Raw genomic sequence first — 24,367 nt, 5'->3', positions numbered from 1 at the left:
ACTAGAAGAAATTTATCAGGATGCTGTAAGTTTAGTGGTCTTAGAGTACGGCGTTAAACTCCCCGATCAATGCCCTTATAGTTTAGAGGAACTTCTCCCTTAAAAACCGTTAACTTTCAATTTGTCTGATTATTGAGTATAGTGAATGGAGATAATAATAAAACACCTTTAACAAATGTCTGAAAATAACTGGGAAAACTTCTTAAAAAATCTAGGAGAATGGAAAGGATCATTTACTAAGATTTCTCCCCAAGGGGACATTTTTGATTCTACGCTTTCTATTATCAATTTAGAGGGATTAGAAAACAATAAATTAGTTAAGTTTCGTCTGCGTCGTTTTGGAGGCAATAGTTATGATGAAAATCCAACTCAAGACTATGAACAAGACTATCGTTCTTTAGGAAGACAAATTATTTTTTTCGAGACAGGAACCTTCTCTAAAGGAGCATTTCAACTTGCGCCTTTTGCAGACTTTGGGTCAGAATTTGGCTTTATTAAAGGCGATCGCCGTTTACGTTGTGTATTACTTTATGATCGTCAAAATAAATTTTCTAGTATTACTTTAATTAGAGAATTTCGTAGTGGGAGCAATGCAGAAGAACGACCGCAATTAACTCTAGATCAATTACTAGGAAAATGGCAAGGAACCGCTTATACTGCTTATCCTGACTTTCGACCTACTGATAAAATGGAAACAAGTTTAGAAGTGAAACAAGTTGATAATAACAAAATAGAACAACAATTAACTTTTTCAGGGACAACTTTGAGTTCAACGGCAAATATTGAAGGAAATAAGCTCATATTTGATAAAGGAGATAGTCTTCGACAAATTTTATTATTACCTGATGGAACCTCAACTAATGCACCCTCAAAATTAGAATTAAGAAAACCTTTCTTTTTAGAAGTGGGTTGGTTAGTTAATGAAAAAGAACGGCAAAGATTAATCCGTAATTACGACGCAACCGGTGCATGGAGTAGTTCAACTTTGGTGATTGAACATAAAATTAAGTAGTATTCATTTTACTTTTTATCAGGGCGTTTTATTTTATTAGAAGGGTTATAATAATTGGAAAATAAGACTATGAATACCATTATGCCTGAGATGAGGACAGATTATATAATGGTTTTATGGCAATTTCCTTAAACTCAAAACAGTTAGCTAATTTTAATCGCTTTCAAAAACGTCTTCCTCGTCAAGCGACCTCAATTAGAATCTATAATCTTCCTAATGGGGGTAAAGCGTTTCTAGCCGATGTTCCAGCTAGGAATATTATAGGATCTTATGCCACTTACGAAAAACAAATTGATGTAGAAGGGATTACTTTGTCTTATACAAAAACGACTTATACCCCTGATGGCACAATTATTCACGTAAAACAAAAATATCCATGAATAATCTAACTAGATACCAATTACTCGATGCTTTGCTAACATTTGATCAGCCTTTATTAGACACTCTTGACTCTCTAAATAGGCTAAGTTGGGACAGTGAAGAAGTCCTAATTAAACTGAAAAAAGAGCATATTCTTCATGTTCTTCAGCGTTATTTACAAGGTCAATTATCTATAACTGATGTAGAAAATTGGGCAAATGCAATTGAAGGACGAGAAGATATTGAATCGGAAGAAAATGCTCAAGGGATTATCGATGAAATTCTATTTGATTTAGCAAATCCTTTATTAAGTCAGCCCCTTTCTCCTGAGTCTGCTCAAGATTATTTAACTCAATTAAATAGTCATATCTATGTTTAAAAGATAAATTTATAATAATTGCAAAATAATAAAGTTATGATGGTTGACACAGATAATTCTACTTGGTGTTTTGATATTGTCTCTGACAAACATTACTTAATATCTCAAAGGGTTAGAACATCTCAATTCAGGTTATAGTGCTGTTTCTATCAACACAATCTATCGAAGAGCAATGAATGGCAAAACAATTGTAGAAAGTATAGACGAGGAATGATTTTTTGAGAGATTAACTCAGATTTTCATCCCCTAGACGAAGCAACGGGAAACACTTGAGCCGACTGAGAAGCGATCGCAAGTTGAACCTTTGTACCAATGGGTAACTGAGTTTGTAAAGTGGTTCGTGCATGAATTTGACTACCGGAGGGGGTTCGTAAACAGTAGCGGTATTCTCTCCCTAAAAATTGGCGATCGCAAATCACCACCTTAGCTGTGTCATCCGGTTCTAACTTAATATCCTCTTGTCTCACCATTAAGTCTCCTTCGGGGACAGTTTCGGGAGGGGAAGGGAGTTCCCATTGTCCAATTTCTGTGGTCCAGAGTTTCCCTTGTCGCTTAGCAGGGATAAAATTAGCCTGGGTGACAAATTCAGCCACAAAACGAGACGCAGGACGAGTATAAATGGCTTCAGGGGTTCCCAACTGTTCAACTTTTCCACAAGACATGACCCCAATTTTATCGCAAATGGCTAAGGCTTCTTCTTGGTCGTGGGTAACAAAAATAGCGGTTATCCCTGTGGCTTTGAGAATATGACGGATTTCATGGCGGAGTCTAATACGAACCTGTACATCAAGGTTACTGAGGGGTTCATCGAGTAAAATTAAGGCGGGTTGAGGGGCTAAGGCTCTCGCTAAGGCTACCCGTTGTTGTTGTCCCCCTGAGAGTTGATGAGGATAGCGTTTTTCTAAGCCTTCTAGTCCCACTAGAGTTAATACTTCGCCAATACGGTGTTTTATCTCTTTTTTGCTTAATCGTTTCTTATTTAAGCCAAAAGCGATATTATCAGCAATGTTTAAATGGGGAAACAAAGCATAATCTTGAAAGACCATCCCCGTATTGCGTTGTTCAGGGGGAAGTAACTGAGAAGCACTAGCAATGACATTGCCTCCGAGTTCTATGGTTCCCTGTGATGGTTGCTCAAACCCTGCAATCATGCGTAATAAGGTTGTTTTACCACAACCAGACGGTCCCAATAACCCTAAAATATCTCCTTGGGTTAATTGAAAGCTAACTTCATCGACAGCCCGAAGTTGATGATTAGCAAATTGTTTAACAAGTTGATTAACCTGGAGAATGATAGAGTTTTCCATAGCAAGAAGAAAGTGAACAATAAATTAGGACGAATTAAACTAAAAATAAGTGATTTCATTCATTAAAAGCAATTGTTGCCAGATTGAGGTAACAATTACTTTTGTGTTTAAGCTATGCTTAAGCTATCTTTTGTGAAAGGCTCAATTAGCATTAATTTTCAATAAGTACCTTTCCTTTTATATACCATTTTTCCGATTTTTCAAATAGGAAAGATTTGCAAGAATTATCAATGTTATCTAGATCACACTCTCATTATAACCCTAATCCTCAAAACCCTAGTTTTGATACTGTTTTAGTGCCTCAAGGCATGGAATATAAGACAGTTTTCCAAGGAATGGGCAAAAATAAATCGAAATTTAAAATTATCCCTATTCCTGTGGGAATTCAGCCCTTGACTAATTTCCTAGAACAATGGCAACAAACTCCAGACTTTCTTAATAAAGTACATCAAGGATTGATCTTGATGGGGTTAGGGGGAAGCTTGTCTAAAAATTATTCTGTGGGAGATGTGATTTTGTACAAAAAGTGTGCTTTAATAGATGATAGTCAGGAAAATAAGGGGCAATATGACCAATTTTTGACTGACAAGCTATTTCAGAAGTTAGGAAATAGCACATTTATTGGGAAAGGAATAACAAGTGATCGCGTTATTTGTTCTGCTCAAGAAAAAATTTTATTAGGGAAAAAATATCAAGCTGATGTAGTCGATATGGAAGGCTATGCACTTTTGAATTGGAGTCAAAAATTAGGCATTTCTGTGGCTATGATTCGGGTAATTAGTGATAATTGTCAGCAAGATTTACCGAACTTGACGAAAGCTTTTAGAGAAGATGGAACCTTGCAGCCTTTAATTTTAGCCCGTCAAATGCTCAAAAATCCGTCAAATTCAATACATTTAATTAGAAGTTCTTTAAAAAGTCTCCAAGTATTAAAGGAAGTTGCCAACAAGATTAGTCAATATGAATAGCCAATTTGCCTCTGATTATTATAAAGTTATTCTTTTAAGTTTGACAACTACTTATCATTGGTTAATGACCTATTGGGAAAATAAGCAACAACTTCCTCCAGGAAAGTTGATTGATTTAGGAGGTTATCAGGTTCATTGCTATGTTAAGGGAGTGGGTAGTCATACAGTAGTTATTGATCACAGTTTAGGGGGAATAGAAGGCTATTTTTTAATCAATGAAATTGCAAAAATTACTCAAGTTTTTATCTATGATAGGCCAGGTTATGGGTGGAGTGATTCTAGTCCGAAAAAACGCTGTAGTCAAGAAATTGTTAGAGAACTAGATCAACTGTTAGAAAAAGCAAAAATTTCACCGCCGTATATTTTAGTAGGTGATTCTTTTGGTAGCTATAATGTTAGGCTATACGCTCATTATTTTCCTGAGAAAGTTTCGAGTATTATTTTAACAGATGGACTTCACGAAAAAGGGATGTTAAATTTACCTTTATCTGTTAAATTATTAAAATTATTTTTCCTTTCAGGTTTTTTAATGTCAATTTTGGGAGCAATATTAGGGTTAATTAGAATTCTAGGAAACTTAGGAATATTTGAATTAATCAAACCTCAATTAAGAAAGTTTAGTATTGAGAGTCGTAGGATGGTTAAACGTTCTTTTTATCGTCCTCAACATTGGGTAACAATGGCTAGAGAAATTTGGAATTTAGAAACCAGCGCAACTCAAGTGCAAAAAGCAAACAACTTGGGAGATATTCCCCTAATTAGTATTAAATCGAAAACATTTTTTGAGCCTTCACTTTTTAGTTTTTTATTACCTATAAAAAATACTAATCATGTTAGAGAGATTATCCATGAAGAGTTATTCAAGCTTTCCTCAAATTCTAGACAAATTTTAGCTGATAATAGTAGTCATTTTGTTTGGATAGATCAACCCGAAATTATTGTTAATGTTATTCGTGAATTAGTTAATTAGCTATTCTGTTCTCTATCTAAACTAACTAATTTTAAACAAGGTAGAAGATGTAATATAAGTCTCTCACTAGCAGCGATCGCTACTAGCAATAGATAGGAAAAACACTTATTTTTCAATGTGTTTCTTAAGAGTAAATCATAGGATAAGCAGACACCGTGATTTGTTGCAGATTTCTTATTTGAACACCCGATGTTGCAACGATGGCATTTGCTGACGTACCTGTTTAATGCGGTGGGGGTTAATTTCTGCTAAGGCCATGCCGGGTTGTTGTCCTGCGTCTTCTAAAATGATACCCCAAGGGTCGATAATGACCGCGTGACCGTGGGTAAACCGTCTGGCATAGTGGTTGCCTGTTTGTGCCGGTGCTATGATATAACAAGTATTTTCGATGGCTCTAGCTTGTAAGAGGACTTGCCAGTGATCTTTGCCGGTAAAAGCAGTAAAAGCAGCAGGGATAAAGAGAACATCCACCCCTTGATAGGATAAATGACGATATAACTCAGGAAAGCGAACATCATAACAAATCGAGAGTCCTAAGTTTCCTAAGTTTGGAGAGGCATAGATATCAGGTAATTGAGTTCCTGGCATCACCGTACTTGATTCTTGATAGGTGTTACCATCAGGAAGATCAACATCGAATAAGTGGACTTTTTGATAGCGATAGAGTTCTTTTCCAGTAGGATCAACTAAAAGAGCGGTATTATAAGCTTTACTAGGATCACCTTCGACGGGAACAGGAAACCCTCCGCCTAAAATAGTCACTTGAAAGCGCTGAGCCATGGTTTTGAGAAATTTCTGAGCTTTTTGAGAAATTTCTTCAGCTTTGTGTAATTTATCTTCTTCTTTACCTAAAAAAGCAAAGTTTTCTGGTAAACTAATTAATTCAGCCCCACGACGGACAGCAAGTTCAATGAGTTCTTCGGCCTCTACTAGATTTTTGTCTAGATCGGGCTTGCTTGTCATCTGAATGGCAGCAGCGAGATACGGTTTCATCAGTTCTTTTCAGTTAGAATCCTATTATGATTATAAGCTGAAATGGCAACAAAATACCGCTCATGAATTCGTTAATAAATAGAGAACTTTCTCAACCAACCTAAATAATTATTAATTAATTTACGTCATATTGGCGGGATTAACAATCGTTTTAAACTCCTCTGCACTGAGAAAGCCTAACGCGATACAAGCTGCTTCTAAGGTGGTGTTTTCTTCATAAGCTTTTTTAGCAACTTTAGCTGCTTTATCATAGCCGATATGGGGGTTTAAAGCAGTGACCAACATCAACGAGTTGTTTAAATAATGTTCAATTTGTTCTTGATTAATTTTTAAATCAACTACTAAATGATCAGTAAAAGATGAACAAGCATCAGCTAATAATCTAATGGAATTTAACAAATTAAAAATTAATAAGGGTTTAAAAACATTTAACTCAAAATTTCCCTGACTACCCGCTATACTAATAGCCGTATCGTAACCCATTACTTGCACACAAACCATAGTCATTGCTTCGCACTGAGTAGGATTAACTTTTCCTGGCATAATGGATGATCCTGGCTCATTTGCTGGTAAAATCAGTTCTCCAATTCCGCAACGAGGTCCCGATCCTAACCACCTAATATCATTAGCTATTTTCATCAATGAACCGGCCAATGTTTTCAGGGTTCCACTACACATTACAATGGCATCATGGGCAGCTAGTGCAGCGAATTTGTTAGGGGCAGAAATGAAAGGTAAATCTGTTATTTGAGCAATTTCTTGGGCTACTTTTTCGGCAAATTTTGGATGGGTATTTAGTCCAGTTCCTACAGCAGTTCCACCGATGGCTAATTCATATAAGTCGGGTAAACTTAATTGTATTCTTTCTATGTTTTTATCGAGTTGGGAAATATATCCAGAAAATTCTTGTTCTAAGGTTAAAGGAACTGCATCCATTAAATGGGTGCGACCAATTTTAACGATGTTTTGAAATTCTTGAGTTTTTGTCTCTAAACTATTCCGTAATTTAGTAACCATCGGTAATAATTTATGATGTATTTCTTCTACTGCAGCAATGTGCATGGCCGTGGGAAAAGTATCATTAGAAGACTGAGACATATTAACATGGTCATTAGGATGAATAGGATGTTTACTGCCTAATATTCCCCCGACTAATTCGATAGAACGATTAGCAATAACTTCGTTAGCATTCATATTAGTTTGGGTACCGCTTCCGGTTTGCCAAATTTTTAAAGGAAAATGTTGATCCAGTTTTCCTAATATAACTTCATCGGCTGATTGTATAATTAATTCTGCTTTTTCTGGTTTTAATTTTCCTAAATCTTTATTAACAATAGCAGTGGCTTTTTTAAGAATACCGATCGCCCGAATCATTTCCCTTGGCATTATATCATTACCAATAGCAAAATAATGAAGGGATCTTTGAGTTTGTGCGCCCCAGTAAGCATCTGATGACACCTCAATTTTTCCCATACTATCTTGTTCAATTCTCATTATTTTCTCCTTATTTACTATCAATTGACTTTATTTTGTATCATTGATTTTTGACTAATTGAATTATACTTTCTCTTGAATTTAGAGAATAATTTTTTCATGGTTTCAGGGTCAATAAATAAAATATAAGAAATTAACATTACCATACTAAATTGTAAGACAAATTCATTCATAACAATGGCAATAGAAACATGAAATAAAAGCATAATACTTAATATCCAGTATTTAGTCTGTTTAAACCAAACTAAAATAGGAAATAAAAACTCAAGCATTAATGAACTATAAGTTGTAATAAGACTCAAGAAATAATTATGAAATAATTCAACATCAGTAAAGCGAAACCAAGCATCATACAGAGAAATATAATACATAATACTCCCCTCTCGCCAAGCAATATCACTATACAGTTTATCTATCGCAGAAAAAGGATAAATGAAAGCAATAGAAAATTGTAAAAGTCTTAAACTCCAGACAGATTGTTTGGGAGGAATATAACGAAGAGTATTACGATGTTTACTGAGTAACTTGGATCGAAAAATATTATCAACAGATAAACTATTTCCTAAAGGAGCAAAACAACTATAAAATAGCAGCATTTGAATCACAACATCTTTACCATCAATAATGGCAGAATTACGATTGCATATTGAAAACCAAATAATATATAAAAGAATTGTAGCAATACGGGTTCCTAAACCAAGAATAAAACAGAAATTTACCACTAAACCCAGCCCATAAACTATCCAAACAAATTGGGTTTTATTAGATAAAGCGAAAATAGATTTAAAAGAAGCTAAAAACCAACCGCCTCTAGCATTGATAAACCGATCTAAAGAGATAATTCCATTGACCCCATAATACTCATTCCAGTGAAAATAACTGAGTAATAAAATATTGAGAATAACTAAACCAAAAACAATCCGAAATACCCCTAAACTTAAGGTTGATTCTTTAGCAAACCAAAAATCATATATTTTTTTAATTACTTTTTTTATTAATTCTGGCATTGATACTCTCCTAATTTTCCTAAATCACTAAATTCTTCAGTTAAGTATTGCTCTCTAATTGCTGCTTGTTGAGGAGGTAAAATTTGTCTCCAAAATAAATCATAACGAATGGCTTGAATAGGATTAGTTTCATTTTGAAACATTCGACATAAATAATCGCTATAGTGATAACGAGCATCGGGATAAATAAACAAATTGTGATGTAGTTTTCCTTCTCGAAAATCAATAAACTGTTTTTCAAAAAATTCTTTTTCTTGTTCAGCAAAAATAGGCAATGTTTGTGCCTTTCCACTTTCATGAATTGCCACAATTTCTAGTCGCCAGCTAAAACGATCTACCACAGAAAACATTCGCCACTGATCACTCATTCGAGTTAACGCAGTAAGCCGTCCAAATAGATTGGGAAAAATAGGACTCTTTAGAGGTGTATTATGGACAAAATGAGAACCAAGAGAACTAAAAATGAAGATGACTATACCACACTTTTTAAGATAATTAACAGATTTATTGGCAGCTAATTCAGATATCATTTTTCTCTTTTTTATCCCTTAGTTATTGAGCATAAGAAACACAATATCTAAATTCTATTAATTCTCATTGTCGAACTAAGAAGATTATAGATTTTCTTAACTTATTTGAAATTTTTTATCAAAAAAGTAAACCCGCCGTAGCGGGTCACATTTGTTAATAATTAAAATTGGTAATTATTCTGTGGGACTCACTTTATCAATAACTTCGGTGGTGCCATCAGCTTTAACCGTCCAAACATCGTAACTACCCACAACATCCCCATTTTCATCAATATCGACGTTACCACTAGCTCCTTGATAGTTAATATCTTCCCCATCACGAACTAAAGCGATCGCTTCACAAGGATCACTGACTTCTGTGCCTGGAGCGTTGGCGATTTCTCTAATCTTACTTTGAATCCCTTCTCCAGTGTTAGCTTTTGCTGCTTCGGCTGCCAACATTAATAACACCGTTGCGTCCCAACTATGGGGAACAAAGGCCGTTACATCCTTCCCTGTTTTCTCATTCCATTTGGTGGTAAAAGCATCTAACGCTTGACCATCAGCTCCTGGAACCGTTCCTAAAGCCCCTTCTAAAATATACTGATCGTCGGCAGTTTTGCCCACCTGTTCCACAAAATCTTCAGAATAAACCCCATCAGTTAATAAAACGGTAACACCGTCGCTTAGCCCTTGTTTATAGGCTGCTTGTAATAAAATACTACCCGTTTCTGCATAAAGCACTGCGGCCACTGCGTCGGGGTTATTAGCAAACGCTGCTGCTGCTTCACTATCGAGGGTTGCTGCTTTGGGATCGTAACGCACCGGTTGTTCTTTATTGGCCAGTTTACCCCCTGACTTTTCAAATGCGCCCACAAACTGCTGTTCAAACCCCACCCCATAGTCATTATTAATAACCACAGTCGACACATTTTCAAAGCCTTGTTTTTCGGCTAAAGCTGCTAACGCTTGTGCCTGATAGGTATCAGGAGGGGCTGTTCTCGCCCAATAACCATTAAATTCACCATTTTTCGCCTGATCTGTAAACACAGGACTGGTACTGCCTGGAGAAATTAACATTACTTTGTTTTGCGCTGCGATACCCACAGCAGCCCCAGAAACACTACTGGCAAACGCCCCTACCACGCCAGCAACCCGATCAACTTCTGCCAGTTTGGTCATAGCTGCACCACCGGCAGTGGGGTCTGTTTGACTATCTTCTGTGACTAAAGTGACGGGTTGACCATTAACGCCACCACAAGCATTAATCTCATCAATGGCTAATTTAACCGCTTCTGGCATATTTGCCCCAATGGACGATAAGTCCCCTGTGACCGGTAATAATGCCCCTAATTTTAAGCTATCTCCGTCGGCTGAGGGGGCATCAGGACTGGGGGCGGTTCCCGTGTCAGTAGGGGTTTGGTTATTGCACCCTACTAACAAACTACTACTAAAGGCAATGGCTAAACCCCAAGCTATAGGAGACTTTAGGCGATATTTTGTTAACAATGAATTCATTATTGACTCACTCCTCAAGGCAATGGATCATCTTAATTTGACCTTAATTTTAGCGGAATGTTGCCACTGGTGGGAGTTAGGAGTCAGAAGTCACGAGAAAGAACAATTAATCTTCATGTGCTACTCCCCAACGATAACAACACAGAGATTCTTGATTTATCTTAATTTTCTCTAAGTAAAATGGCGACGAAAACGAGGATCTAAATGATGCTTTTTTTGTTGATTACAAGTGTGACATAAGGTTTGTAAGTTACTCATATCATTACTACCTCCTTTCGCTAAAGGAATAATATGATCGATGTTTAATGTGGTTTCTTGTTGTTTTTTACCACAACTTCGACATTGATAGTTATCTCTGTTAAAAACATAATCTCTAACGGATTTGGGAATCGGTATTCTAGGGGTTTTCTTCATCATTTTTTTAGATGATATGAAAGTTTCCTACAGTTTATAACACTGCGTAAAACAATCATTATCCGTAAGTTAACTTAAACATAAGTAAAATAGCTATCAGAAAGGTCAAGATTAGTTGAACCACCTTGAAATTGAACAATTGCGATTAACTCTGAGGGGAGTCCATTACTAATACCATCATCGTAAAAAATTGCTGTCCCCTGTACACCAGAAAGCGGTGAACTTCCCAGACGATAATGTGGCTGAGAACCAATTTCAAACTCTGGTAATTTAGTAAGTTGAATGATATCTTCTGTTTTATCAAAGTCTCTAATTAGAGCATAATCATGAATACCAGTGCTATAAATATTATCATCATCATAAAATAATTTATTGGTCTTTCCTAGTACAAATACATCAGGTTCATTCCCAAAAGAACCATTGGGATTATCCCCTTGAAGAATGTCTATTTCGTATTTTCCTGGGTCACTAGCATTCCAATCAACCCCGATTAACGTATCCCAACCATCATTCCCAATTAAAGTATCATTGCCAGTTCCCCCATAAAGGGTATCTCCTCTTACACCACCGTCTAAATAATCGTTACCATCATCTCCATAGAGTTTATCTTTTCCCTGTTCCCCAAATAGAAAATCATTCCCTCTACCACCACGCAGAACATCATCAGAGTCCCACCCTGGAATTAGTTCATCATTATCATCTAGTCGTTCAACCCTTTCTGGGGTGTCTCCAACGTCAAAATAATCAAAATAAAAGGGACTCGAACCGTCATCCCCATAGAGAAAGTCGTCACCGTCATGACCGACTAAAAAATCCTCGCCATTACCACCAAATAGATGATCTTGACCGTTTCCTTCTCCGCCATACAACCAATCGTCTCCTTCTCCTCCATCCAGAATATCGCTATCTTCTCCCCCGTCTAAATAGTCTCCATCTCCTTCTCCCAGTAAGCTATCTTCCCCTTGCCCACCATATAGTCCATCTTTTCCCCTATTGCCATAAACAAGGTCATTACCCCCTTGTGCAAAGATATCATCGTCACCAATGGTGGCTCGAAATACATCATTACCGTTGCCTAAATACCTAACGATACCTCTCATAAACACTACCTCAACAATTCTGTATCAGTATAATATATCGAGTTAGTAGGATGGACAATGCCCACTTTACTCATAAACAGGATAGTTAAAGGTTAATTCATCGACTGGCGAATATCGTCACAAAGCTAGAAATTGACTAGGTGTAACAATTTAAAGTATCTCGAAAAGCAGATAACTCTAATAAGTCTTTATCTCCTGTCACGATATGGGTAGCATTTCCCGAAATAGCTAAATCCAAAAATTTATTATCTTTCGGATCTCGACAAATGTTAACTCTCTCAGTAATATTAACAATTTCTGCTTTTTTGCTTAAATTAGATATAAAATTAACTCGTTTTTCTAAAGATAAATATTTATCAAACTTTTTACGAATTAAGGTTTGAACTATTTCTTGAAGCGTATCATCAGAAATTAAAATTGTTTCTTTAGCTGTTACTCTATCAAAAACTTGTTGAGGAGTCGACGCAAAGAATAATAATCCACTAATTAGAATATTGGTATCTAAAACGACTCGCAATTTACTCATCTTTTAATAAGTCTTCTAAAATTTCAGATGTGAGTCCTTTTTCTTTTGCTTCTTGGCGAATTTCTTGGACAATTCCTTCAAAGTTGTCATCTTCTATCATTTCATCAATAATAAGGTTCCAAATATGAACCATCGTTTGCTGTTTGTTTACATCAGCTTCTCGATAAGCTTTGGCAATTTTAGGGTCAACTTGAATAGTAATATTTTCCATGATTTGTATATTTCGCTTTTATCTTTTATCTTTTATGCAACTCTAAACTATTATAATTATAGTTGAGATGGTGGGTTAAGCAAGTATTTAATGAACAGAATAATCTATAAATTTATTGCTTACTTAACCCACCCTACGAAGATTTATGGTTAATTCATAGACTGGCGAATATCATCTAAAGGTGATTCTATTTTTTTGATTTCTGGTTCATCGGGAATAAATTCTAAACTAACTTTAAGTCTGATTTTTCCTTTTTTCCAGCCATTAGAACCTATTTGTAGAATTTCACAGTTTTGTCCGTATTTAAAAATATCAAAGCTGTTAATAAATTCTCCTCTTATTCCTACATGATGAAAATGATCGGTTAAGACTTTCAATAACCGACTCTTAATAAACGAATTGATCACATCTTTAACTTTAGACACTTTCACCAAAGAATCACCAGAAAAAGCAATTACATCCTCATCATGATCCAAATAATGATTATGTTTCAGTAATTCATTTTTACTCATAATATACCTCTCTAAAAATCATTGAAAATTAACACAAAAAAGTAAGGTGAGTAACACCCACCCTACAATTTTTTAAATCACATCCACCAACTCAACATCAATATCTGAATTGTGACCATTAGTAACAGGAACATTAATCACTTCAAAATCAGACTTAATTACTTCACGTTGCAAATTTTCTTCACTAATCAAAGGTAGTTGATGTTCATAAACTTGCATACGTTGGAGACAATTATTAATTCCAGAAATTGCTGTATTATAAGTAGCAATTTTCTCTTTGATTTCCCCTTGTAAGCGCATATTACGAGCAATTTTTTCTTGTGCTTCTTGTTCTAAAGTTTGCCCTAAATAGTTTCTTGCTTGATCATATTGTTGAAGAATATTATCTGCTTGTTGATCCGCCATTGGTAATAATTGGCTTTTGAGGGTTTGATTAATGGTTTGGCGGAAATATTTACGGATAGTTGCTGATACTTTTGGTTCAAAATCTAGCTTTAACAATTGACGAATTGCTGGTTCTGCTTCCACCATGCTACTACAGTCATAACCTTGAGAAGTTTGTTGTAGAGTTTGACGAAATTGATAGATAGAAAAAGTACCTTCATCATAAAATCTGGGACTTTCTCGAACATAGCGATCGCATTCTACCTTAGACTCACTAACCAAAGCAGCAATTAAAGTTTTTTCAACTTCTTTTAACTGAGTTTCTACTCCTCCATCATTTCCTAGTAAACGGTATAACTTACGGTAGTATTCTGTTTGTTTAACACGGTGTAATAGTCGTTGAGAAAATTCGGAAACTAGGGTCTTAACTTCCTCCACTAAAACATCCTCTAACTCGTTAGCAAGATAATATAAAGCCTCAACTAAAATAGCAAGTAAGGGAACTGTAGAATTACGAGGATGACTTATTGCTGCTCGACGGTGAGCATTTTCGACTGAAAAAGTTTGTAATAATTCATCCAACCGAGTCACCATCCTAGCTTTTAATTTTTGGAAGTCTTCTTCAAAGGAATGATCCCCGTTGACAACAATTTCATTAACTTCATAAGCAATATGATCTCGGAACTGTATTCCCACTTCTTGTAACTCATGGTTAAGCCGATTTAATTCTTGTGCTTTCATGGCATCAATTTCACGGGGTTGACTCTCTAAATCTCGGTATTGATCGAGATAATATTGCCGTAAAACAATACATAAGGGTTGTAAATCATCGGCTAAAGTAGAAAATAATTGAGGTCGTTTTTCTTCTGTTAAATAATGAGTAATAGAGTCTCGAAAATCCTCAATTCCACTATCAGTAATTAACTGATTAATCAAGGGGACTCCCCACTCGCTAAGAATGCGAACATAATTTTCATTTGGTGTCTCATAGCCGTTCACCGATACTTTGAAATCAGTACGGGTTAACTTACCTGAATTTGCACAATAATTGTTAAATTCACTAACAAACTGGGGTGTTTCTTCTTCTCCTCCCATGCTTTTAACACTCTCAGAAAAGAGGGTATCGAGTCCAAAACGATCGCTACTATTGGTGTGTTTTATTTGACTACCATAAAAGCCTAATAGTCCACTGGTTTTATGTATTCTAGACGGATCTTTAAACTCAGTTTGAATTAAACTATCGAGACGTTGACGGAGTTGGCCATTGTACCAAGTTTCATCAATGCGATTAAATACATAAAAAACGCGATCACGGATGCCCAAATTGTCTCGCATTTTTTCTAAAAGTTCTGTTTCTTCTGTCGTCATATCCCCCGCAGAAGCTGGTTTTAAGACACAAACAACTGCTGAAGTATCGGAATGTTCAATCTTGTTATAAGTTGCTTCAGCGTCTTTTTTGACTGGTGCATCAATACCTGGCATATCAACTAAAACGTTACCATCTTTTAATAAGGGATGATGACAATAATAATCTAATCGTTTTAACACAGAACTATTACTGCCTCGCCGTGCATAACTTGCTGCTTCTGTCAAGTTAGAAAAGTTAAATTGTTCCATAGAATAAGTAGCAGCATTAATGGTATGAATGCGATCTCGATTATTCGTAAATCCCTCTAATAAAAGGATTAATGCTTTTGCTTGTTTAGCTTTTTCTGACTTACTTTCTCCCCCTTCTTGTTCGATGATTTTTTGCCCCATTTCAGTTAAAATATTTTTAACTTCGGGGTTATTAATATTCGCAGCTTGTTCAATATTTAATTTTTGACAGATGACGTTAACTTGTTCTCTGATATCGGCTTCACTCAAGAAAGTTAAAACAACTTTTTCTTGTTTCGGTTCGGCATAATAAATATGACATTCTGTCCCGGTTGCATGGCCTTCGGCACTATATAATAATTCCCGTTCCAAAAGAGCATTAATTAGCATAAATTTTCCGGCACTAAATGCTCCAGCAAAAACAATTTCAAACTGAGGAGAAACTGCCTTGCTTAAGGATGCTTCAATAGCACTAATATCTTGTTGCGAACGTAATGTTGGTTCTTGACGCAACAGTTCGAGTAAACTATTTACATGGGTAGGTAAATGTTCACATTGGGGAATCATTTGACTCATAAGAAATGTCCAAACGGTAGTTTATTTTAGTCTTCCCCGTATCTTCGGTAAGTTCTCTATTATTTAATTTTTTAAGTCAACAAAAAAGCTGATTCTAAACAGTTCTCAACTATATCACTGATAACTGACAGAAACGGAGAGGGAGGGATTCGAACCCTCGATGGGCGTTAACCCATAACTCCTTAGCAGGGAGCCGCTTTCAACCACTCAGCCACCTCTCCAAGGCACAGTATATTATCATAGCACAACAATAAAGTTTAGAGCAAAATTTCTTTTTTCGTTAAGTATTGCAACGTGAGCATTGACAGAAGGTGCTTAATTCTTAACATTAAAGACTGATAGATACATTATTTCTAGGAGAACTCACTGTTATGTACTCTACCTTGCTATTAGCTGCTTCTACGGTTGCCAACACCGTTCAATGGAGTCCCAAAGTGGCTATGATTATGATCGTCTGCAATATCTTTGCGATCGCTGTTGGAAAATTTACTATTGCTAAACCTAGCGAAGGGCCTGGTTTACCCTCTCCTCAAATGTTTGGGGGTATGAGTTTAGGTGCATTACTAGGAACCACTAGCTTTGGTCATATTTTAGGGGCTGGTGTTATCTTAGGGTTAGCCAATACCGGTGCATTGTAAGCCTAAATTTTTGTCTTAAAAGGGTATGGAGAGGGTATAAAAAGCATTCAGACTCTGTATGGTTACTCCCTCTCCTGTTATCAAGTCAGTAAAATTAACAAGATTAGAGTTTGCTTTATCTGCCTATTACCATGTTAACTCTGACTTAACATTAAAAATTGTTGTCTTTTATTGAGACTGTATCTTCTATAACGGATAATGAAAAGTGGGTCATTATTTATTTTGTGTCTACCAAACTCCGCAGAGGAAGTTCGTTATGCCTAAAGTCATTCAGTCTCCTACTAAATACACCATTGATGTTATCACAGAGGAGGCCGCTCGGTTAGTTCGTGAAAGAAGACTTCATCGACGACAACCTATTTATACCCTTTGCAAGTATATTCCAGCCCGTGAATGGCCTAATGTAGAATGTGAACTAGAAAGACATGATTTTCTGCTAAGAGATTCGATTATTGATTTATTAAGTAAAGAAGAATGGCGCGATTAAGCCATATATTGCAGTCCAATTAATTCATGATTGGACTGTCCAGACACCCCATTATCAGCCCGATTTTCTTCATGCTTAATTTTAGTTAATTGCTCGAAAAATGGGGGATTGTTGTCTAAGAACTTTAACACCGAAATTTGATCAATAGGCAAATAAATAAAGAAGTCATACAACTGTTCCGGTGAAAGGAGAACTAGCGATCGCATAATCTTTAACTGGGATACGTCCACTTAAATAAGCCAATCTTCCGGCAACGGTAGCCATTCCCATCGCTTTGGCCATCAAAACAGGATTGTTAGCTAAGGCGATCGCACTATTAATTAATACTGCATCTGCCCCCATTTCCATTGCTTGGGAGGCTTCGCTAGGGGTTCCGATCCCTGCATCGACAACTACAGGAATATTCGCTTCTTCTATAATAATCTCAATATTCGCTTGAGTGCGAATGCCTTGACCAGAACCAATGGGCGATCCTAAAGGCATCACCGTGGCGCATCCTACTGCTTCTAACCGTTTGGCTAATATGGGATCAGCATTAATATAAGGTAATACTGCAAATCCTTCTTTAACTAATATTTCGGCTGCTTCTAGAGTTCCAATGGGATCGGGTAATAAGTATTTTGTATCGGGAATGACTTCTAATTTGACAAAGTTATTATCTTCTTGTCCGAGTAATTTGGCCATTTCTCGGCCTAACCTCGCCACTCTAACTGCTTCTTCTGCCGTCTTACACCCTGCCGTATTGGGTAACATCCAAACTTTACCCCAGTCTAAGGCTTCGGCTAACCCTTCATGACCAGGTGCGTTGGTTTGTACCCGTCTTACTGCTACCGTAACAATCTGACACTCGCTGGCAGCCACACTTTCCTGCATAATGGGGATACTAGGATATTTCCCTGTCCCTGTCATTAAGCGAGAGTGAAATTTGCGGCCAGCAATGATTAATTCATCTTCAGAAAATAAACTAGAGGTTCCGTTGTAGCCGTTGATAGCTTTGGGAACAGGATAATGATTAAATGGGGTCATAGGAGCAGGAGCAGGAGAGGGTTGAGTATGGAAGCGATCGCCTTTAAAGGGTTCTAATAGAGGATCACTGTTTTGATTAATTACTAAGTCTGCAATGAGAGAAGCGGTAACCGGTGCGAGTAAAATGCCGTTACGATAATGACCAGTGGCTAAAATCAAATTATTGCAACCATAGTGACCCAATATCGGTAATTCATCAGGAGTTCCTGGACGATACCCCCACCAAAATTCTTCTATTTCCCAGTTAGCGACATCGGGATACAATCTTGTCGCTCGTTTAATTAACCTTTCTATACCTTGGGGGGTATTATTGGGAGTCCAACCCACATCCTCGGAGGTCGCACCAATTATTAAACGTCCATTTTGACGGGGGACTAAGTAGGTTTGTAGTCCGTATAAAACCCGTTGTAAGGCGTAGGGTTCATTAGGTATCTCAGGCATCTTCACTGCTAACATTTGCCCTTTTACAGGGCGTACAGGCAGGGGTAAAATTTGACTAGCCCAAGACCCACTGGCAATAATGTAGGTGTTGCCTTCTAATTCTCCTTGATTGGTTAAAATACTGGTAACTTTACCCTGTTTTTGTTGTAAGGTTTGAACGGTTACGCCATTTCTAACGTTAACCCCTAATTGTTGGGCTGCTTTGTCTAATGCTTGCATCACCTGACGGTTGTCCACTTGTCCATCTTCGGGATACCACCATCCTCCGACCACATCATCGCCTAACCCTGTTTGGTAGAGACGAATAGCGGTTTTATCTAACCATTGACCTTGATTATTGTTGCGAACATCAGTAGAAGGGAGATTATAGACTGGCGCAAGAATACCACAAGGATTATAACCAAGATCCAAGCCAGTGAGGTCTTGTAATTTTCGTATCCATTCAGGGTATAACCAGCGAGATTTTAAACATAAATCCAGTAACGGGCCAGGGGGTAATTCTTCGGCGTGGGGGGCTAACATTCCGGCTGCAGCCATTGAGGCTGTTTGAGGAAAGTTTCGATTACAAACAGTCACCGACGCGCCTCGCAGTTTTAAATCCACTGCGATCGCCATTCCAATGATACCACCGCCAATAATAACAATATCGTTTGTTGCGTTCATAATTACTTATAAATATTATTACCCCACTCTTTTTACCTTACCTTGTTTGGGCAGCATTTTAAGAGCAATCGCTGGTTTGAATTTGGAAATTTTGTTTAAGATCGTCTGGGTTTTAGGATGAAGTTTGTTGAATGCTGGCCTTTTATTATTTCTTTTAAAAAGAGTGTCTTAGAATTGAGAACAGAGAGATTACAATGGATATTGGGGCTAAAATTTCAGTATGGAAAACCTTTTAGTCTTATTTTAATCTTTTCTTTCCTCTGCTAAGTCTCCCCATTATTTAAAGAAGTTACACCCTAAGACTCGGAAATTTATGATAGCGACACCAACCAAAACGCCTCACACGGGACGAGATTACTTACCAACAAACAAGCGATCGCCTAATCAGTCTTTATTACCCCTAACCGCTAATATCAACGATCAAGACCATCTAGAAATCGGCGGTTGTGATCTTCAGACCCTAGTTGAACAGTTTGGTTCCCCCCTGTACGTTCTTGATGAAACAACCCTGAGAACCGCTTGTAGTCAATATCGAGACTACTTTAAAACTTACTACCAGGGAGAGTCCCAAGTTATTTACGCCTCAAAAGCTTGGAGTTGTTTAGCGGTGGTGGGAGTGATCGCGACAGAAAATTTAGGCTTTGATGTGGTGTCTGGGGGAGAACTCTACACTACAAAAAAATCATTAACACGATTAGGCTATTCTAGTCAAGAAATTGCCGAAAAAATATACTTTCATGGGAACAATAAATCCGAAGCGGAACTGAAAGAGGCGATAGAAGTCGGATGTACCATCATCGTTGATAATTGGTTAGAACTCGAAACCCTAGTACAACTGGGTCAATCGGTTCCAATCTTGATCAGAATCACGCCAGGGATTGAATGTCATACCCACGAATACATTCGCACCGGTCATTTAGACAGTAAATTTGGCTTTGATCCCAATCAACTAGAAGCCGTTTTTACCTATATTAAAAAACACAAAATCTTTGATTGTCGGGGGTTACACGCCCATATAGGGTCCCAAATTTTCGAGAGACAGCCCCACCAAGACCTAGCAGGGGTTTTAGTAGAATGGCTAAAAATAGGGAAAGAATATGGACTGAACCTATCACAACTAAACATCGGTGGAGGACTGGGAATTTGCTACACAGAACAAGACGATCCCCCCAGTATTGAAGAATGGGTCAAAGCAGTTAGTGAAGCAGTGATGAAAGCTTGTAAACGCTGTGAAATCGACCTACCCCAATTGATCGCAGAACCAGGGCGATCGCTCATTGGTTCTGCTTGTGTTACAGCCTATACCGTGGGAAGTCGCAAGGAAATTCCTGAACTGCGAACCTATATCGCCGTTGACGGAGGAATGTCCGATAATCCCCGTCCCATTACCTACCAATCCTTATATCGGGTTGCCTTAGGAAACCGAATGTCCGCCGAAATCAACGAAACCGTCACCATTGCTGGAAAACACTGCGAATCTGGCGACATTGTTATTAAAGATGCTCAGTTGCCTCAAACTCATCCAGGGGATATTCTAGTAATCATGGGGACCGGAGCCTATAACTATAGTATGGCTTCAAACTATAATCGTCTGCCCCGGCCAGCAGCCATTATTGTCAATCAAGGAGAAGCCAACTTGATTGTCAAACGGGAAACTTACGACGATCTGATTCAACAAGATTGTTTACCCGAAAGGCTTCTTCGTTAAATCCCCTTATTCTCATTCCTTTTTGTTCTCATTGAGCATTTATCTTGTCATCCAACTTCCTGTCAAGTCAGCCTCCTGAGCAACAATGGCTAGGTCCGGACCTCATCCCAGAGCCACTTTATAAAAGCGTTGATATTGGTTTAGTTCTGTTATTAACCTACTTAATGCTTTTGGCCATTGGTGAGCGTCGTACCCTGTATATGGTTCGGGGGCTAATAATTCTAATGTTAGCAGCAGTGATCAGTGAAAAGTTTCAATTGACACTGCTAAGTTTTGTCATAGAAAAATTAGTCCTAGGGGCTGCCGTAGCCATGGCGGTAATTTTCCAAGGGGAATTTCGACGCTTTTTAGAATTATTGGGACAAGGTAAAGTTCTACAATTTTTCCAACGCAAACCCAGTGCATCCAAACCCAATAACGTAGTCGATGAACTGGTAGAAGCTGTCAGAGAACTGTCCCAAAACCGCACAGGAGCATTGATTGTTGTTGAAACCACTGGCTCAATTGATATGAGGGTCTTTGTTGATCAAGGCGTTCCCATTGATGGAGAAATTTCTAAAGCCCTCTTACAAACTATTTTTCAGCCAAAGACCTTACTTCATGATGGAGCCGTCTTTATTCGAGGTTCTCGCATTATCTCCGCCGGCGTTATTTTACCCCTCTCCGATAAAACCTTCTCCCGTCAATTAGGAACCCGACATCGGGCTGCTATGGGCATTACCGAAATCGTCGATCAATGCCTATGTATTATTGTATCCGAAGAAACTGGCTCCATTTCCCTCGCTGAAAAAGGAGTTTTGGATCGTCCCCTAACTAGCAGTAAACTAAAAGAGCTACTCGACAAAAAATTTGCCTTACTCGTTAAGGGAGAGTCCGTAGCACCTGGATGGGGTCTTCTCAGTCGTCTCATCGGCCCAAAGGGAAGACGCTTCTTACAAACAACCTTTCGTACTTTGTCATCGAACTCATCAGAAGAGAAGAAATGACCGTTAAGCAGCCTATTGTGTTAAAGGACTTACCAATCGATCTCGACAAAACTCGTCTTCCCCAACATATCGCCGTCATTATGGACGGCAATGGCCGTTGGGCTAAACGTCGTGGACTACCCCGCATTATGGGACATCAACGGGGGGTGGATACCCTCAAAGATTTACTCCGTTGTTGTCGAGATTGGGGAATTCCTGCCTTGACGGCCTACGCTTTTTCGACAGAAAACTGGGGGCGACCCCTCGAAGAAGTAGAATTTTTGATGACCCTGTTTGAACGGGTCTTGCGTCGCGAACTTCAAGAAATGATGGCAGAAAATGTGAGAATTCGTTTCGTTGGAGCTTTAGATGTCTTGCCACCTTCCCTACAATTAGAAATCTCTCGCTCCATGGAAGATACGGAAAATAATACAGGGGTTCAATTTACTGTGGCGACTAATTATGGTGGTCGTCAAGAAATTGTCCAAAGTTGTCGGGCGATCGCTCAACAAGTTAAACAGGGATTGCTTAATTTAGATGATATTAACGAAAATTTATTTGAAAATTTCTTATATACCAAGGGTATCCCAGATCCTGATTTATTGATTCGTACCAGTGGAGAAATGCGACTTAGTAATTTCTTGTTGTGGCAACTTGCTTATGCAGAAATCTATGTTACCCAAACCCTTTGGCCTGATTTTGATCGTCATATTCTCCACGACGCTTTGTTAAGTTATCAACAGCGAGAAAGACGGTTTGGAAAAGTGGGGAAGACTTAATTTGATCTCAGATCACTTAGCGGTGCGACAGCACTCACGCAGCGAGACCGCAGATATTTATAATATTAACAGTAACCATAGATCATTATAAGGTGAGCAATGCCCACCTTACCATTAAAAGTTTACTCCCAAATCTGACAACTTAAATCCCCTGCTTTTTGCGAGAAACGGATATTTTCTTGATAGTCAACAGGACAATCAATAACAGCAGGAACCCCTTGTTCTAAGGCGGTTTTCAGCGTCGGAACTAAATCATCAGCCGACTCTACCCGATACCCTTTTAAGCCCATACTTTCAGCAAATTTAACAAAATCTGGATTGGTAAATTTAATAAAAGAAGACTTACCAAATTGATTAATTTGCTTCCATTCAATTAAACCATAACCATTGTCATTGAAAATCAGGGTAACAAAAGGGGTTCCGGCACGCAAAGCTGTTTCTAACTCTTGACAGTTCATCATAAAACCGCCGTCTCCAGTCACTGCAACCACCTTCTTATTCGGAGCCACTAACTTAGCTGCGATCGCCCCAGGAATAGCGATCCCCATCGCAGCAAACCCGTTAGAAATTAAACAAGTATTAGGGGTATCGCAATGATAATGACGTGCCATCCACATTTTATGGGCCCCAACATCGGAGATAACAATATCCTCTGGCCCCATTACCTGACGAAGATCATAGATAATTTTTTGAGGTTTAACGGGAAACCCTTCGTCGTGGGCATATTTTTCGTATTCCCTAACGAGATCGCTACGTAAACCAGCGGCCACAGAGGTAGATTTTCCTTGGCGATCGGCCCGTTTTAAAATATCCATCAGGGAGTCAGAAATATCTCCCACCACTTCAACCAAAGGAATATAACTGCTATCAATTTCCGCCGGAGTCATGCCAATATGGATGATGGGGGTTGTCCCTTCAGGATTCCATTTTTTCGGGGAATATTCGATTAAATCATACCCCACTGCAATCACCAGATCGCTTTGTTCAAAGGCGCAGGTAATTAAATCCCGTTGTTGCAGTCCCACCGTCCACAAAGACAGAGGATGGGTAAATGGTACGGCCCCTTTGCCCATAAAGGTATTAGCCACTGGAATATTTAGGGTGGTGGCGAACTCTGTTAACGCCTCACTAGCATGGGCTCGAATGGTGCCATTTCCTACTAAAATCAAAGGATTTTTGGCCTTAGAAATAGCCATGGCCGCTGCGTTCAAACTTCGATAAGAAGCATAGGTTTTTTCCTGGGAGTCTCTAGTGAGAGGCCAACCCTCAACTGGTAAAGCTGCAATATTTTCAGGTAAATCGATATGAACTGCCCCCGGTTTTTCGCTTTGTGCCAATTTAAAGGCTTTACGGGTGACTTCTGGGGTAATGCTAGGTCGGACGATTTGTTTGTTCCATTTGGTCACGGGGGCAAACATAGCCACTAAATCTAAGTATTGATGGGACTCAATGTGCATTCTGTCGGTTCCCACCTGTCCCGTAATCGCCACTAAAGGCGCACCATCTAGGTTAGCATCCGCTACCCCTGTCATCAAATTGGTTGCCCCTGGTCCGAGGGTGGATAGACAGACCCCTGCTTTACCTGTAAGTCGCCCATAAACGTCGGCCATAAAAGCAGCCCCTTGTTCATGACGAGTGGTGATAAATTGAATAGAAGAGTCTTTGAGTGCTTCAAGGATATGTAAGTTTTCTTCCCCTGGCAAGCCAAAAATGTACTCTACCCCTTCATTTTCGAGGCATTTCACCAATAATTCCGCTGTGTTCATTTCCCCCATCTTGTTTGTTCCCTTAATACTGATTAGTCAATAGTGACTCCCGAAATCC

Annotated in this window: 26 protein-coding genes and 1 tRNA gene; 11 read left to right on the top strand and 16 right to left on the bottom strand. The window is 38.3% G+C overall.

Annotation, left to right across the window (positions count from 1 at the left end; translation table 11 throughout):
• The first annotated feature begins 10 nt into the window (after positions 1–10).
• The 4 genes from CY0110_RS29370 (at position 11) to CY0110_RS17025 (ending at position 1,751) form a co-directional block, all read left to right on the top strand.
• Positions 11–103: a hypothetical protein gene (locus CY0110_RS29370; protein ID WP_269719998.1), complete on the top strand. Its 93-nt coding sequence runs from the start codon at positions 11–13 to the stop codon at positions 101–103.
• Positions 104–175: 72 nt separating this feature from the next.
• Positions 176–1,012, top strand: a complete 837-nt coding sequence (locus CY0110_RS17035; RefSeq protein ID WP_008276743.1) for a DUF3598 family protein — start codon at positions 176–178, stop codon at positions 1,010–1,012.
• Positions 1,013–1,128: 116 nt separating this feature from the next.
• On the top strand, positions 1,129–1,392 hold the full coding sequence (locus tag CY0110_RS17030) for a hypothetical protein (RefSeq protein WP_008276742.1): 264 nt from the start codon (positions 1,129–1,131) through the stop codon (positions 1,390–1,392).
• Positions 1,389–1,751, top strand: coding sequence for a hypothetical protein (locus CY0110_RS17025; RefSeq protein ID WP_008276741.1), 363 nt, complete (start codon positions 1,389–1,391; stop codon positions 1,749–1,751). The genes CY0110_RS17030 and CY0110_RS17025 overlap by 4 nt, the downstream gene beginning before the upstream one ends.
• Before the next feature lie 239 nt (positions 1,752–1,990).
• Here CY0110_RS17025 and CY0110_RS17020 read toward each other — a convergent pair whose 3' ends face one another.
• Entirely contained in the window at positions 1,991–3,058 is a 1,068-nt protein-coding gene (locus tag CY0110_RS17020; RefSeq protein WP_008276740.1) for an ABC transporter ATP-binding protein, read from the bottom strand.
• 230 nt (positions 3,059–3,288) lie between these two features.
• Here CY0110_RS17020 and CY0110_RS17015 point away from each other — a divergent pair, with 230 nt between their 5' ends.
• On the top strand, positions 3,289–4,026 hold the full coding sequence (locus CY0110_RS17015; protein ID WP_008276739.1) for a 5'-methylthioadenosine/S-adenosylhomocysteine nucleosidase family protein: 738 nt from the start codon (positions 3,289–3,291) through the stop codon (positions 4,024–4,026).
• Positions 4,019–4,996: an alpha/beta fold hydrolase gene (locus tag CY0110_RS17010; protein ID WP_008276738.1), complete on the top strand. Its 978-nt coding sequence runs from the start codon at positions 4,019–4,021 to the stop codon at positions 4,994–4,996. The genes CY0110_RS17015 and CY0110_RS17010 overlap by 8 nt, the downstream gene beginning before the upstream one ends.
• A gap of 174 nt (positions 4,997–5,170) precedes the next feature.
• On the opposite strand, the gene CY0110_RS17005 is transcribed toward CY0110_RS17010, so the two are convergent.
• The 12 genes from CY0110_RS17005 to CY0110_RS16950 all read right to left on the bottom strand — a co-directional run bounded on the left by CY0110_RS17005 (position 5,171) and on the right by CY0110_RS16950 (position 16,057).
• Positions 5,171–5,989, bottom strand: coding sequence for a carbon-nitrogen hydrolase family protein (locus CY0110_RS17005; RefSeq protein ID WP_008276737.1), 819 nt, complete (start codon positions 5,987–5,989; stop codon positions 5,171–5,173).
• 120 nt (positions 5,990–6,109) lie between these two features.
• Positions 6,110–7,483 carry a class II fumarate hydratase gene (gene fumC / locus CY0110_RS17000; protein ID WP_008276736.1) on the bottom strand — a complete coding sequence of 458 codons (1,374 nt, stop codon included), beginning with the start codon at positions 7,481–7,483 and terminating at the stop codon, positions 6,110–6,112.
• Positions 7,484–7,503: 20 nt separating this feature from the next.
• On the bottom strand, positions 7,504–8,490 hold the full coding sequence (locus CY0110_RS16995; RefSeq protein WP_008276735.1) for an HTTM domain-containing protein: 987 nt from the start codon (positions 8,488–8,490) through the stop codon (positions 7,504–7,506).
• The gene (locus CY0110_RS16990) at positions 8,478–9,020 is read right to left on the bottom strand and encodes a hypothetical protein (protein WP_008276734.1); all 543 of its coding nucleotides are present in this window, start codon (positions 9,018–9,020) and stop codon (positions 8,478–8,480) included. Before CY0110_RS16990 ends, CY0110_RS16995 begins: the two co-directional genes overlap by 13 nt.
• A 174-nt stretch (positions 9,021–9,194) precedes the next feature.
• Positions 9,195–10,517: an ABC transporter substrate-binding protein gene (locus CY0110_RS16985; RefSeq protein WP_008276733.1), complete on the bottom strand. Its 1,323-nt coding sequence runs from the start codon at positions 10,515–10,517 to the stop codon at positions 9,195–9,197.
• 171 nt (positions 10,518–10,688) lie between these two features.
• Positions 10,689–10,931, bottom strand: coding sequence for an HNH endonuclease (locus tag CY0110_RS16980; RefSeq protein ID WP_008276732.1), 243 nt, complete (start codon positions 10,929–10,931; stop codon positions 10,689–10,691).
• A gap of 74 nt (positions 10,932–11,005) precedes the next feature.
• Positions 11,006–12,031 (bottom strand): calcium-binding protein, encoded by a 1,026-nt coding sequence (locus tag CY0110_RS16975; protein WP_008276731.1) that lies wholly within the window; start codon positions 12,029–12,031, stop codon positions 11,006–11,008.
• A 136-nt stretch (positions 12,032–12,167) separates the two neighbouring features.
• Positions 12,168–12,557: a putative toxin-antitoxin system toxin component, PIN family gene (locus CY0110_RS16970; protein WP_008276730.1), complete on the bottom strand. Its 390-nt coding sequence runs from the start codon at positions 12,555–12,557 to the stop codon at positions 12,168–12,170.
• Entirely contained in the window at positions 12,550–12,768 is a 219-nt protein-coding gene (locus tag CY0110_RS16965) for a hypothetical protein (protein ID WP_008276729.1), read from the bottom strand. The genes CY0110_RS16970 and CY0110_RS16965 overlap by 8 nt, the downstream gene beginning before the upstream one ends.
• Positions 12,769–12,917: 149 nt before the next feature.
• Positions 12,918–13,280, bottom strand: coding sequence for a KGK domain-containing protein (locus tag CY0110_RS16960; RefSeq protein WP_008276728.1), 363 nt, complete (start codon positions 13,278–13,280; stop codon positions 12,918–12,920).
• A 72-nt stretch (positions 13,281–13,352) separates the two neighbouring features.
• A complete protein-coding gene (locus tag CY0110_RS16955; RefSeq protein WP_008276727.1) occupies positions 13,353–15,836 on the bottom strand; it encodes a dynamin-like GTPase family protein in 2,484 nt (827 codons plus the stop codon).
• 134 nt (positions 15,837–15,970) lie between these two features.
• Positions 15,971–16,057 (bottom strand) — tRNA-Ser (locus CY0110_RS16950).
• Between the two features lie 150 nt (positions 16,058–16,207).
• Here CY0110_RS16950 and psaK point away from each other — a divergent pair.
• Positions 16,208–16,474, top strand: a complete 267-nt coding sequence (gene psaK, locus CY0110_RS16945; RefSeq protein ID WP_008276726.1) for a photosystem I reaction center subunit PsaK — start codon at positions 16,208–16,210, stop codon at positions 16,472–16,474.
• Between the two features lie 256 nt (positions 16,475–16,730).
• Complete coding sequence (locus tag CY0110_RS16940; RefSeq protein ID WP_008276725.1) at positions 16,731–16,961, top strand: DUF4327 family protein; 231 nt, start codon at positions 16,731–16,733, stop codon at positions 16,959–16,961.
• Here CY0110_RS16940 and CY0110_RS31425 read toward each other — a convergent pair.
• On the bottom strand, positions 16,958–17,092 hold the full coding sequence (locus CY0110_RS31425) for a hypothetical protein (protein WP_269719995.1): 135 nt from the start codon (positions 17,090–17,092) through the stop codon (positions 16,958–16,960). The two genes, CY0110_RS16940 and CY0110_RS31425, sit on opposite strands and share 4 nt — an antisense overlap.
• Positions 17,093–17,126: 34 nt before the next feature.
• On the bottom strand, positions 17,127–19,091 hold the full coding sequence (thiO, locus tag CY0110_RS31420) for a glycine oxidase ThiO (protein WP_008276723.1): 1,965 nt from the start codon (positions 19,089–19,091) through the stop codon (positions 17,127–17,129).
• A 313-nt stretch (positions 19,092–19,404) separates the two neighbouring features.
• Between thiO and lysA the strand changes: the two genes are divergently transcribed.
• The 3 genes from lysA (at position 19,405) to CY0110_RS16920 (ending at position 22,543) form a co-directional block, all read left to right on the top strand.
• A complete protein-coding gene (gene lysA / locus CY0110_RS16930) occupies positions 19,405–20,799 on the top strand; it encodes a diaminopimelate decarboxylase (protein ID WP_008276722.1) in 1,395 nt (464 codons plus the stop codon).
• Between the two features lie 104 nt (positions 20,800–20,903).
• A complete protein-coding gene (cdaA, locus tag CY0110_RS16925; protein WP_050780012.1) occupies positions 20,904–21,785 on the top strand; it encodes a diadenylate cyclase CdaA in 882 nt (293 codons plus the stop codon).
• A complete protein-coding gene (locus CY0110_RS16920) occupies positions 21,782–22,543 on the top strand; it encodes an isoprenyl transferase (RefSeq protein WP_008276720.1) in 762 nt (253 codons plus the stop codon). Before cdaA ends, CY0110_RS16920 begins: the two co-directional genes overlap by 4 nt.
• A 122-nt stretch (positions 22,544–22,665) precedes the next feature.
• Here CY0110_RS16920 and CY0110_RS16915 read toward each other — a convergent pair whose 3' ends face one another.
• Positions 22,666–24,318 carry an acetolactate synthase large subunit gene (locus tag CY0110_RS16915; protein ID WP_035799756.1) on the bottom strand — a complete coding sequence of 551 codons (1,653 nt, stop codon included), beginning with the start codon at positions 24,316–24,318 and terminating at the stop codon, positions 22,666–22,668.
• Positions 24,319–24,367: the final 49 nt, after the last annotated feature.

This window comes from Crocosphaera chwakensis CCY0110 (assembly GCF_000169335.1).
Lineage (GTDB): Bacteria > Cyanobacteriota > Cyanobacteriia > Cyanobacteriales > Microcystaceae > Crocosphaera > Crocosphaera chwakensis.
The sequence above is the reverse complement of the archived record's forward strand: the minus strand, read 5'-3'. Positions and strand labels throughout refer to the sequence as shown.

What these genes read in the sequence shown, in the direction of transcription:
- CY0110_RS16995 (WP_008276735.1), bottom strand. Translation starts at nt 8,490, where the DNA reads ATGCCAGAATTAATAAAAAAAGTAATTAAAAAAATATATGATTTTTGG.
- CY0110_RS16990 (WP_008276734.1), bottom strand. Translation starts at nt 9,020, where the DNA reads ATGATATCTGAATTAGCTGCCAATAAATCTGTTAATTATCTTAAAAAG.
- CY0110_RS16975 (WP_008276731.1), bottom strand. Translation starts at nt 12,031, where the DNA reads ATGAGAGGTATCGTTAGGTATTTAGGCAACGGTAATGATGTATTTCGA.
- CY0110_RS17035 (WP_008276743.1), top strand. Translation starts at nt 176, where the DNA reads ATGTCTGAAAATAACTGGGAAAACTTCTTAAAAAATCTAGGAGAATGG.
- thiO (WP_008276723.1), bottom strand. Translation starts at nt 19,091, where the DNA reads ATGAACGCAACAAACGATATTGTTATTATTGGCGGTGGTATCATTGGA.
- CY0110_RS17005 (WP_008276737.1), bottom strand. Translation starts at nt 5,989, where the DNA reads ATGAAACCGTATCTCGCTGCTGCCATTCAGATGACAAGCAAGCCCGAT.
- CY0110_RS16970 (WP_008276730.1), bottom strand. Translation starts at nt 12,557, where the DNA reads ATGAGTAAATTGCGAGTCGTTTTAGATACCAATATTCTAATTAGTGGA.
- CY0110_RS16955 (WP_008276727.1), bottom strand. Translation starts at nt 15,836, where the DNA reads ATGAGTCAAATGATTCCCCAATGTGAACATTTACCTACCCATGTAAAT.
- CY0110_RS16960 (WP_008276728.1), bottom strand. Translation starts at nt 13,280, where the DNA reads ATGAGTAAAAATGAATTACTGAAACATAATCATTATTTGGATCATGAT.
- lysA (WP_008276722.1), top strand. Translation starts at nt 19,405, where the DNA reads ATGATAGCGACACCAACCAAAACGCCTCACACGGGACGAGATTACTTA.
- CY0110_RS16915 (WP_035799756.1), bottom strand. Translation starts at nt 24,318, where the DNA reads ATGGGGGAAATGAACACAGCGGAATTATTGGTGAAATGCCTCGAAAAT.
- psaK (WP_008276726.1), top strand. Translation starts at nt 16,208, where the DNA reads ATGTACTCTACCTTGCTATTAGCTGCTTCTACGGTTGCCAACACCGTT.
- fumC (WP_008276736.1), bottom strand. Translation starts at nt 7,483, where the DNA reads ATGAGAATTGAACAAGATAGTATGGGAAAAATTGAGGTGTCATCAGAT.
- CY0110_RS17020 (WP_008276740.1), bottom strand. Translation starts at nt 3,058, where the DNA reads ATGGAAAACTCTATCATTCTCCAGGTTAATCAACTTGTTAAACAATTT.
- CY0110_RS17025 (WP_008276741.1), top strand. Translation starts at nt 1,389, where the DNA reads ATGAATAATCTAACTAGATACCAATTACTCGATGCTTTGCTAACATTT.
- CY0110_RS16985 (WP_008276733.1), bottom strand. Translation starts at nt 10,517, where the DNA reads ATGAATTCATTGTTAACAAAATATCGCCTAAAGTCTCCTATAGCTTGG.
- CY0110_RS16940 (WP_008276725.1), top strand. Translation starts at nt 16,731, where the DNA reads ATGCCTAAAGTCATTCAGTCTCCTACTAAATACACCATTGATGTTATC.
- CY0110_RS16920 (WP_008276720.1), top strand. Translation starts at nt 21,782, where the DNA reads ATGACCGTTAAGCAGCCTATTGTGTTAAAGGACTTACCAATCGATCTC.
- CY0110_RS17015 (WP_008276739.1), top strand. Translation starts at nt 3,289, where the DNA reads ATGTTATCTAGATCACACTCTCATTATAACCCTAATCCTCAAAACCCT.
- CY0110_RS16980 (WP_008276732.1), bottom strand. Translation starts at nt 10,931, where the DNA reads ATGAAGAAAACCCCTAGAATACCGATTCCCAAATCCGTTAGAGATTAT.
- CY0110_RS16965 (WP_008276729.1), bottom strand. Translation starts at nt 12,768, where the DNA reads ATGGAAAATATTACTATTCAAGTTGACCCTAAAATTGCCAAAGCTTAT.
- CY0110_RS17010 (WP_008276738.1), top strand. Translation starts at nt 4,019, where the DNA reads ATGAATAGCCAATTTGCCTCTGATTATTATAAAGTTATTCTTTTAAGT.
- CY0110_RS17030 (WP_008276742.1), top strand. Translation starts at nt 1,129, where the DNA reads ATGGCAATTTCCTTAAACTCAAAACAGTTAGCTAATTTTAATCGCTTT.